Source organism: Domibacillus iocasae (assembly GCF_001750285.1).
GTDB classification, from domain to species: Bacteria; Bacillota; Bacilli; order Bacillales; family Domibacillaceae; genus Domibacillus; species Domibacillus iocasae.
The window spans coordinates 1-9,681 of the sequence record NZ_MAMP01000016.1 but is presented as its reverse complement, the minus strand read 5'-3'; the positions used below and the strand labels follow the sequence as shown (position 1 = coordinate 9,681).

The 9,681-nt window shown below is 42.7% G+C and carries 9 protein-coding genes; all 9 read left to right on the top strand.

Features of this window, described 5'->3' with window-relative positions; translation table 11 throughout:
- Window positions 1-232 precede the first annotated feature (232 nt).
- Window positions 233-1,504: a benzoate/H(+) symporter BenE family transporter gene (locus tag BA724_RS06885; RefSeq protein WP_083256125.1), complete on the top strand. Its 1,272-nt coding sequence runs from the start codon at window positions 233-235 to the stop codon at window positions 1,502-1,504.
- A gap of 113 nt (window positions 1,505-1,617) precedes the next feature.
- Window positions 1,618-2,868: a benzoate/H(+) symporter BenE family transporter gene (locus BA724_RS06880; RefSeq protein ID WP_069937931.1), complete on the top strand. Its 1,251-nt coding sequence runs from the start codon at window positions 1,618-1,620 to the stop codon at window positions 2,866-2,868.
- Between the two features lie 256 nt (window positions 2,869-3,124).
- Entirely contained in the window at window positions 3,125-3,895 is a 771-nt protein-coding gene (locus BA724_RS06875) for a response regulator transcription factor (protein ID WP_069937930.1), read from the top strand.
- 34 nt (window positions 3,896-3,929) lie between these two features.
- Complete coding sequence (locus BA724_RS06870; RefSeq protein WP_069937929.1) at window positions 3,930-5,033, top strand: XdhC family protein; 1,104 nt, start codon at window positions 3,930-3,932, stop codon at window positions 5,031-5,033.
- A complete protein-coding gene (locus BA724_RS06865) occupies window positions 5,030-5,635 on the top strand; it encodes a nucleotidyltransferase family protein (RefSeq protein WP_069937928.1) in 606 nt (201 codons plus the stop codon). The genes BA724_RS06870 and BA724_RS06865 overlap by 4 nt, the downstream gene beginning before the upstream one ends.
- A 3-nt stretch (window positions 5,636-5,638) precedes the next feature.
- On the top strand, window positions 5,639-8,059 hold the full coding sequence (locus BA724_RS06860; protein ID WP_069937927.1) for a xanthine dehydrogenase family protein molybdopterin-binding subunit: 2,421 nt from the start codon (window positions 5,639-5,641) through the stop codon (window positions 8,057-8,059).
- 25 nt (window positions 8,060-8,084) lie between these two features.
- Window positions 8,085-8,954, top strand: a complete 870-nt coding sequence (locus tag BA724_RS06855; RefSeq protein WP_069937926.1) for an FAD binding domain-containing protein — start codon at window positions 8,085-8,087, stop codon at window positions 8,952-8,954.
- A 5-nt stretch (window positions 8,955-8,959) separates the two neighbouring features.
- Entirely contained in the window at window positions 8,960-9,445 is a 486-nt protein-coding gene (locus tag BA724_RS06850; protein WP_069937925.1) for a (2Fe-2S)-binding protein, read from the top strand.
- Between the two features lie 18 nt (window positions 9,446-9,463).
- A partial coding sequence (locus BA724_RS06845) for an enoyl-CoA hydratase/isomerase family protein (RefSeq protein ID WP_211272219.1) occupies window positions 9,464-9,681 on the top strand: 218 nt, incomplete at its 3' end.

The following is a 9,681-nucleotide window of genomic DNA, read 5'->3' as shown; positions in this document are numbered from 1 at the left end:
GCATACGGCCTTCTCCGCACAACGGAAGATTTTAAAGAAGGCGTGGATGCATTTGTTGAGAAAAGAAAACCTGTGTTTAAGGGCAGATAATGTTAAAGGACATTCACCGGTAAGATAAGATCTTATCGGTGAATGTCTTTACCTGAAACTGACATAAAACAGTACAAGTAATTGAAAGCGTATTCAATAAATTGGCTTATATTTGAATTAAAGGAGGCGTTAAAAAATGGGAATGGGTATTGAAAAAGGAACAGATGTTAAACAGAATTTCAAGGATTTTTTCAGCAATTTAACTCCAGCTGCTCTTGGAACGGGTCTGGTGGCAGCACTATTTAGCATTATGGGGCCGGGCCTGATTGTTATGAATGCAGCAAAAACGGGGAATCTGCCTATTGAGCATGCCGTTTCATGGCTGTTTATTATTTATGTGGCCGGAGGAATGTTTACTCTTTTCTTATCGTTCCGCTACCGTCTGCCGATTGTAGTTGCATACAGTATACCGGGAGCCATCTTAGTAGGAAATGCTCTAAATCACATAACACTTAATGAAGCCGTCGGTGCATTTATCGTGTCCGGGTTAGTGGTTACAGTTCTAGGGTTTTCGGGGGTAGTAAAAAGAGTGATCGAACATATCCCTCTTCCCGTTATGCTCGGGATGATTGCAGGCGTTCTTCTTTCATTTGGCATTAAAGCCATTCAAGCTGTCGTGGAGGCTCCGGCTGTTGCGGGGAGTGCCTTTGCTGTATTTTTCCTTTTGATGGCAATGAAAGGTTTATCCAAAAAATTCCCCCCAATCTTAGGTGCAGTGATCGTTGGTGGAATCGTCGCTACAGCGCTTGGCCAAACGAACTGGGGAGCAATTGAGCCAGCACTTGCTCAGCCTCTATTTGTTATGCCGCATTTTAGTATGCAGGCAATTTTAGAGCTATCATTACCTTTAATTATTCTTATTGTTGGTGTTCAAAACATGCAGGCTGTCGGTGTCCTTTATGCAACAGGATATAAGCCGCCTATCAACGCCATGTTTACTCTTCCAGGTGTCGGGACAATCGTAAACTCTTTATTTGGCGGACATCCAACTGTTATTGCAGGCCCGAGTACGGCAATGGTTTCGAGTGATGCTTCTGGAGAAGATAAAAACTTGAGATTTGTAGCTTCAGCTGTTGATGGAATCATTTGGATTTGTTTTGGAATGGTAGCAAGTATTGTAATAGCCATTTCAAGCGCAGTACCGGCGCAATTGCTTTCTGTACTCGGTGGTTTGGCGATTTTTGCTGTGTTTATCAGTACATTTGCCGGAGCTTTCAACGGAAAATTTAAAAATGGAGCAATGGTAGCATTTTTGATTGCTATTTCCAATGTTACAGTATTTTCTGTTGGTTCAGCTTTTTGGGCGTTATTAGTAGGATTTGTCGTCTCGTTATTGCTTGACCGTGATGACTACAAGAAGACAGCCGCTGAAAAAGGGGAAGCCGATGAAAGCAAAAAAGCAGTTACTGCATGAGGGATATTTGTTTCATAATTGGATACTGAATAGATTTTAAATCCAATTCACTGTTTGTTCATCTTCGTCATGTTTATTGAAAATCGTGGTGGAGGACAAAGGGGGAGAAGGGGATGCAAACTAGCAATATCCCGGACAAAGAGCAAAAAGTTTCAAGCTGCTTTAATATGAACACAATTAGTGCAGGAGCTCTGGCAGCCATTTTTGGCTGTACAGGCCCTGCATTAATCATCATCAACGGAGCAGCAAACGGGGGATTAACGGAAATACAGACCATTTCATGGTTGTTTTCTGTCTATTTTTTTGGCGGTGTGATCGGAATCATTCTTTCTCTCAAACATAAAATACCAGTTGCCGGTGCTTATTCAATCCCAGGAGCGGTGCTTGTTGCTGGTTCACTGTCAAATTTTACGTTAAGTGAAGCTGCCGGTGCGTACCTATCGGCAGGAATTATTGTCTTATTATTAGGGATTACGGGTGCTATCGGAAAAGTAATGATGTGGATACCGTTTCCAATTGTAATGTCGATGATCGTTGGGGCGATGATCAGTTTTGGCACGGAGATGATTACATCGATTGAGCGTTCTCCTATCATTGCCGGCTCAGCTATACTCGTATATCTTCTTTCGTCTCATTACATAAAAAAGTTTCCTCCTATTTTAATGTCATTAATCGTTGTTATTATATTAGCAACGACGATGGGGCAGTTTCAGGTGCAAGCTTCGAAGTCTCATTTTATTCTTCCGCAGCTTATGATCCCATCTTTCAATATTGATGCCATTGTTTCGATTGGCATTCCACTTTCCCTTTTAGTTATAGGGGCTGAAAATGCTCAGGCAATTGGTGTTTTAAAGGCACAGGGGTACAGCCCGCCAGTTAATAAGATGACGATTTTTAGTGGGATAGGCGGGATTGTGACCGCCTTTTTTGGCGGACATAATGCTAATATCGCGGGTGCCATGACAGCGATTTGTTCTTCTAAAGAGGCTGGTCCGAAACAGGGAAGATATGCGGCAGTCATTGTATGTGGTTTGTTATTTGTTGCCTTTGGTGTATTCGCGGGCATTATCCTGCCATACGTTATCGCTATGCCCAAAGTGTTAATTGGAACGATAGCTGGATTGGCTATGATCGGTGTTCTGTTAAGTTCACTGCAAAATGCCTTTTCTGCGCCGCAATTTCAGGTAGGATCATTTTTCTCACTTGTTATTGCGATGTCAGGTGTTGATTTTTTTGATGTAAGCTCCCCTTTTTGGGCCATATTGGGTGGAGTAGCTGTTTCTTTAATTATGGAAAAATCGGATTTCAAAACAATTCGTCATCAGCAAGGTGAAAATGATAACGATTCAGAAATACCTGCGTAAAGCGAGCATGCTTTATTTTCGTATGAAAAACAAAGAGCTGTTTTACAAGCCGACTAAACATTGGTTTGTAAGTCAGCTCTTTTTATTTTGACAAACTGCCTTGAGAAGATTATCTTTATCTAATGATAATCTTTCACTTTGATTTGATAAATATTTATAAAAAGTTCCTTAAAATTTTAAAACTCAAAACTATTTTGTTTTATATAATGAAACTACTTTAAATAAAAAATATTCGGCGGGCAGGGGTTGAGAGACAATGGCTGAGTTATTAATTGTTGATACGGACTACAGATCGATCAACGACATTCGTCAAATTGTTGAAAACAGCGATTATAGTTATTTACGCATTTACCAGGCGAACACAGCACAAAAAGCATTAGATATCCTCAAACAATCCCAGCCGAGTGCCCTGCTTACGGATGTCTCCCTTCCTGATATGGATGGTATTGAATTTGCCAAAACAGTTCTTCAGCTTTACCCGGATATGCCTGTCATCGGGACTAGCGGGTTGAAAATGTTTGAGATTGTTCAAAAAGCAATTAATGCAGGATTTTCAGGGTACTTATTGAAACCGCTTTCCAAAAATGAACTTTTGAACACATTCGATCGGGTTTTAAAGTCTGTTATTAAAAAAGAAATGAATCAGACCGTAAGCCAAGATAGATTTGAACTGGATCTTCGAAAGCCGATTCAAAGTGCGGTTCAATATATTCAGCTTCATTACAATGAAAGCTTAACGCTCAAAAACATTTCGGACAAAGTATATTTAAGTCCTTCTTATTTCAGTAAGTCATTTAAAGAAGAAATGAAAATGACATTTGTTGAATACTTGTCCTGGATTCGCGTTCAAAAAGCAAAAAATCTGCTGCGGATGACCTCACTGCCAATTGATGTTATTGCGAATAATACAGGTTTTGCCAATTCCAGTTATTTTGCGACGACCTTCAAAAAAATAGAAGGGCGAACACCTACACAATACCGGGAATATTTTTACTTGGAACGAACAAAAAATGCACAATCAAAGTAATGCGATTAAATCTGCAGCCCAGGGAGGGGTTACCGTGCTGACAATCATCGATGAGATGTTGAGATGTGACCGGGAAGCAAAAAAAGGAATTTTAGCAACAATCATCAATGTTCAAGGGTCCACCTATCAAAAAGAAGGAGCAAAATGCTTTCAAGCCGAAGACGGGGGCCTGATCGGCTTATTAAGCGGCGGTTGTGTTGAAAGCGATATCATTGAGCATGGCCGTGAAGTACTGGCAAGCGGTATTCCGAAAACGATTCATTATGATTTTCGGGATGAAGGAGATCAAATTTGGGGACTTGGTGTAGGATGCAATGGGGCGCTGGACATATTTATTGAGCTATACGATCCTGCTGTCCAGCCCGAAAAATGTGACTATATAAAAAAGGTTTTTACAGCGAAGTCTCCATTTTCGATCGCTACCATAACAAAAGCAGAAAATCCAAAAACATTGGGAGAAAAATGGATTGTAAACAATGAGCAGGAAGAAATCTTTGGCGGCTCTTTTTCCCTTCCTGACAATGTAAGAAAAAGAAAACCAATGCTTACAGCTCTTAATGCCGAAACGGAAATATTTTTAGATTATATTGATCCTGTTCCTGAATTAATTATTTTTGGAGCTGGACCGGACGCGCTGCCACTTGTAAGGACAGTAAAAAACTTGGGCTGGACGGTAAAAGTAGCGGATCATCGCCCGGGGTTTGTTACAAAAGAAAATTTCCCGATCGCAGACGAACTCTTTCACGCACGTCTTGGGGAAAAACCGAATGTTTCATTACACGAGAATGCATTTGCGGTTATTATGAGCCATCACTTTGAGCAGGACCAAGCCATGCTGGGTTTTCTTTTGCAGTCTAACATCCGCTACATCGGCGTGCTCGGTCCTTCAAAAAGAACGAAACAGCTGTTAAAACCGCTGCTCGATCGCCATACAGTCGAATCGCTTCGTCTCGACCGTATTTACAGTCCGGTTGGAATCGATATCGGTGCTAAAAGTCCAGAAGAAATCGCGTTAAGCATGGCAGCTGAATTGATTAATATATACCGCAGCGGAAACGCCGTCCACTTAAAGGAAACAAAAGGTGAAAGTCTGATTAATGATTCGAACGAAACAAAACTGCATGTGCTGGCAACATGAAAACGGGCGTTGCAGGCGTTATCTTAGCCGCAGGTTTGTCAAAAAGAATGGGACGTCCAAAAATGATGCTTCCATACAACAAAAAAACAATCGTCCGTCATGTAATCGATGCAGCGCTCCGATCCCAGTTGGACAGCGTACTTGTTGTCATTAATCCGCAAATTGAGGGACTTCTTCAGGAAGTGTCCGCTGCCGGCGTAACGAAAGTGATATCAAATGATTCCTTTCATTTAGGCATGTCCACTTCTGTTAAGAAAGGGATTCTGTCTATGCCGCACAATGCGGAAGCAGTGGTTTTTCTTCTGGGTGACCAGCCCGGAATCAGTGAGCAGGTTATTAATCAAGTAATAGGGACATACCAAGCGCATGATAAGCCGTCTATCGTTCGTTCCGCTTTTTGGAATGATGAGAAAGGGCATCCCGTTTTATTTAAAAAAATTATGTTTGAGCACCTTTTAAAAGCGGAAGGAGACAGCGGCGGGAAAGCGGTTCTTCAAAGGTTCAGCAGCGAAATCGTTTATGCTGAATTGAATCAGGCAAACATTCCGGATATTGATACGCTTGAAGATTATGAAGTGTTGGTAAAAGAAAAAGGAGGGTGAAGCATGACAAACGTAATTGGAAAATCAGCAACACGGGTAGAGGATAAACGACTGTTAACAGGCCAGGGAAAATATATCGATGATCTGGGCACAAAAGTGAACACTGGGCACGCGGCTATTTTACGGAGCTCGCATCCGCATGCATATATCAAATCAATAGATAAAGAGGCAGCCTTAAAAATGCCGGGAGTAAAAGGGATTATTACAGGTGAGGACATACGCGGCCTTGTAAAACCTTTCAGTGTGGGTGTGATGGCGCCTGTAGAGTATTATCCGCTTGCGATTGATAAAGTGCGGTATGTCGGAGAACCCGTGGCGATTATTGTGGCAAAAGACCGGTATGCAGCTGAAGATGCGCTTGAAAAAATCAAAGTTGTGTATGAGTCGCTGCCCCCTCTTGTCGGTATTGAAAGAGCGCTGGAAGAGGATGCACCTATATTGCATGAAAATGTTGGATCGAACATTGCCAATCATCGTGAATTCAATTATGGGGATGTCGACAAAGCTTTTGAGGAAGCGGACCGTATTGTTAAACATAAATTTAATTTTCCAAAATATACAGCAACGCCAGTTGAAACATACGGTGTGGTTGCAGAATATGACCCTGCACATGATCAATACACTGTGCAGGCCAATTTCCACGGCCCGTTTGTTATTCATTCCATTATGGCGCAGGCACTTCAAATTCCAAGTAACAAATTGAGAATTATTGTGCCGAAAGATATCGGCGGCAGTTACGGGATCAAAGCTGGAATTTTCCCTTACATCGTTCTTTGCGGACTGGCAAGCAAACTGATTGGCTGTCCGGTGAAGTGGATTGAAGACCGGCAGGAGCATCTTTCCTCAAGTGCGAGCGGGACGGACCGAGTGACGTATATCGAAGCGGCTGTTGAAAACAGCGGCAAAGTAACAGGTCTTCGAATGAAGATGATTGATAACGTAGGTGCCTATATCCGCGCACCGGAGCCGGCTTCCCTTTACCGCAATCATGCCAATTCAACAGGCGCATATGATATTCAAAACTTACATATCGATGCGTATGCGATTATGACCAATAAGTCACCGACAGGCTTAATTCGAGGTTATGGCGGCCAGGAGCTGTACTTCCCGTTAGAGCGCATTATGCAGGAAGTGGCAAAAGAGCTGAACATGGATCATGCAGATGTGATCCGCAAAAACCTGGTTAAAGAAGCCCAATTTCCTTATAAAACGGCTTCAGGCGGTACGTATGACAGCGGAAATTACGAGGAATCGTTTGAATTAGCTCTTGCAACAGGGAAATATGAAGAGTTCAGAAAAAAACAGGAAGAAGCGCGTAAAAACGGCAAAATACTGGGTGTTGGTCTCGCTTGTATCGTTGAGCCGTCCGGTTCGAACATGGGGTACATTACCGTCGCGTTAACACCGGAAGAAAGAGCCGGTTCACTGCCAAAATCAGGCGCAGCAGAAGCAGCAACGGTCTCAATGGATCCGCTTGGCAGTGTGAATGTCCGAATTAGCACGACACCATCAGGGCAGGGACATGAAACCGTTGCGGCACAAATTGTTTCGGAAGTGTTAGGTCTTCCACGCGAACAAATTAATGTTGTAGCTGAATTGGATACATCAACAAGTGCCTGGTCGATTGCGTCCGGCAGTTATTCGAGCCGGTTCGCGTCATTGGGGTCGAGTGCGATTTATTATGCGGCGCATAAAGTCCGTACAAAATTATTTAAGATTGCAGCGGACCAGCTTAATGTAAAGGAAGCGGACCTTGAACTGGAAAAAGGATCGATTTTTGTTAAAAATAATCCGGACAAAAAGTTTTCTGTAAAACGCGCAGCTGGTCTTGCACACTGGCATCCAACTTCATTGCCTGATGGAATGGAGCCGGGAATCTATGAAACATATTATTACACCGCTGACGTGGCCCAAGCGCCGAATGAGCAGGATATGATTAATTCATCTGTGACATACGGCTTTGTTGCTGACATGGTGACAGTTGAAATTGATCCGGATACAGCAGAAGTGAAGATCATTGATTACTTTACTGTTCATGATGCCGGCAAGCTTTTGAACCCACTTATTGTCGACGGGCAAATTATGGGCGGCCTTGCACATGGATTGGGCGGTGCTTTATATGAAGAACTCGCTTATGACAAAAACGGCCAGTTTTTAACCGGTTCATTTATGGATTATTTATGCCCGACAGCTCCGGAAATTCCAAACGTGACGATTAAACATACAGAATCACCATCTCCTCTTACGCCACTTGGGGCAAAAGGTCTTGGAGAAGGAAATACAATGAGTGCGCCGGTTGCTGTTGCCAACGCAGTCAGTGACGCACTTGCTCATCTCGATATTATGATTGATGATCTGCCGTTAAGTCCAACACGCATTTGGAAACTAATGGGCGAAGCAAAAGAAAAAGTAACAACACCTTAAACAAGCAACGGAAGGGATGTAAAACATGAAGCCGCCAAAGTTCGAATATTATAAACCTGCAACCCTTGAAGAAGCATTAAATCTTTTGGAAGAAGCCGGCGATGATGGGAAAATCATCGCGGGCGGCCAAAGTTTAGTGCCGATTATGAACATGCGTCTTGCATCGCCAAAATGCTTAATTGACATTAATGGGTTAGAAGAACTCAGCTACATTAAAAATGAAGACAATACATTAAAAATTGGCACATTAACACGTCAAAGCGATGTGGAACAATCAGAAATGGTTGCTAATGTTTGCGGCTTGCTGGCAGAAGCGATCACACAAATTGGCCATGTACAGACGAGGAATAGAGGGACAATCGGCGGAAGCATTGTACACGCCGATCCAAGTGCAGAACTTCCACTTGCCTTACTGACGCTAAATGGCTCAGTACAAATAACGTCAAAAGATGAAGTCCGTACGGTGGCAGCAGAAGACTTTTTCATTACGTACTTAACAACAGACATCATGCCGACTGAAGTGTTAACAGAGGTAACGATTCCTTTAATGGAAGAAAAAAGCGGTTATTCGTTTCAAGAGATTGCAAGAAGACATGGAGACTTTGCATTGGTAGCTGCAGCCTGCCATATGACAGTGGATGACGAGGGCCTCATTACTGCGGTCAGATTGGCTCTTGGGGGCGTTGAAGCCATCCCATTGTTAATTGGTGACGCAGAGGACATTCTCACAGGCGAGCAGCTGTCTGATTCTTTGCTGGCGCAAGTAGCAGAAAGTGTTGAAATGGAATCCGATCCGGAGTCCGATCTTCATGCTTCAAGTGAATATCGAACTCATCTTGCTAAAGTATTAACAAAACGTGTTTTAACACAAGCATATGAAAGAGCAAGGGGGTAACGAAGATGGGCAAACATGAAATCGAAGTAACGATAAATGGGAAAGTATATCAGGAAGAAGTAGAGCCCCGTATGCTGTTAAGTGATTTTATACGAGATGTATGCGGGCTGACGGGTACGCACGTTGGCTGTGAGCATGGTGTGTGCGGTGCTTGTACAATCAATGTGAATGGTACAGCAGTGAGAAGCTGCCTTATGTTTGCTATTCAGGCTGATGGCCAGCAAGTTCAAACGGTTGAAGGGTTGTCTAATAACCATGAATTAACAGATTTACAGAAAAATTTCATTGAGTGCCACGGGCTACAATGTGGATTTTGTACAGCGGGCATTTTAATGTCAACGGAGGACTATCTTGAAAAAAATCCGAACCCGTCCTCAAAAGAAATAAAAGAAATGCTTTCCGGTCATTTATGCCGTTGCACTGGTTATGACGGTATCGTAAAAGCAATTGAAAAAACAATTGAAGAAAGAAATCAATCAGTTCTATCTTAATACGAAGGAGACCATACAATGACCATTACTGAACAATCTTACGACCATATTCGAATTGAGAAAAATGCAGAAAAGAAAACAGCGGAGATTATCTTTGACCGCCCGGAGAAAATGAACTACATCAGCATGGCGGGAAGAGACCAGCTCGGCGGCATTTTTGATCTGCTAAATGCAGATGATGATGTTCGTGTTATCATCCTAAAAGGAGCAGGGGACGTTTGTTTCTGTGCCGGAGG

Excerpts from the sequence above, each read along its gene's own strand:
- BA724_RS06885 (WP_083256125.1), top strand. The coding sequence starts at position 233 with ATGGGTATTGAAAAAGGAACAGATGTTAAACAGAATTTCAAGGATTTT.
- BA724_RS06880 (WP_069937931.1), top strand. The coding sequence starts at position 1,618 with ATGCAAACTAGCAATATCCCGGACAAAGAGCAAAAAGTTTCAAGCTGC.
- BA724_RS06875 (WP_069937930.1), top strand. The coding sequence starts at position 3,125 with ATGGCTGAGTTATTAATTGTTGATACGGACTACAGATCGATCAACGAC.
- BA724_RS06865 (WP_069937928.1), top strand. The coding sequence starts at position 5,030 with ATGAAAACGGGCGTTGCAGGCGTTATCTTAGCCGCAGGTTTGTCAAAA.
- BA724_RS06860 (WP_069937927.1), top strand. The coding sequence starts at position 5,639 with ATGACAAACGTAATTGGAAAATCAGCAACACGGGTAGAGGATAAACGA.
- BA724_RS06855 (WP_069937926.1), top strand. The coding sequence starts at position 8,085 with ATGAAGCCGCCAAAGTTCGAATATTATAAACCTGCAACCCTTGAAGAA.
- BA724_RS06850 (WP_069937925.1), top strand. The coding sequence starts at position 8,960 with ATGGGCAAACATGAAATCGAAGTAACGATAAATGGGAAAGTATATCAG.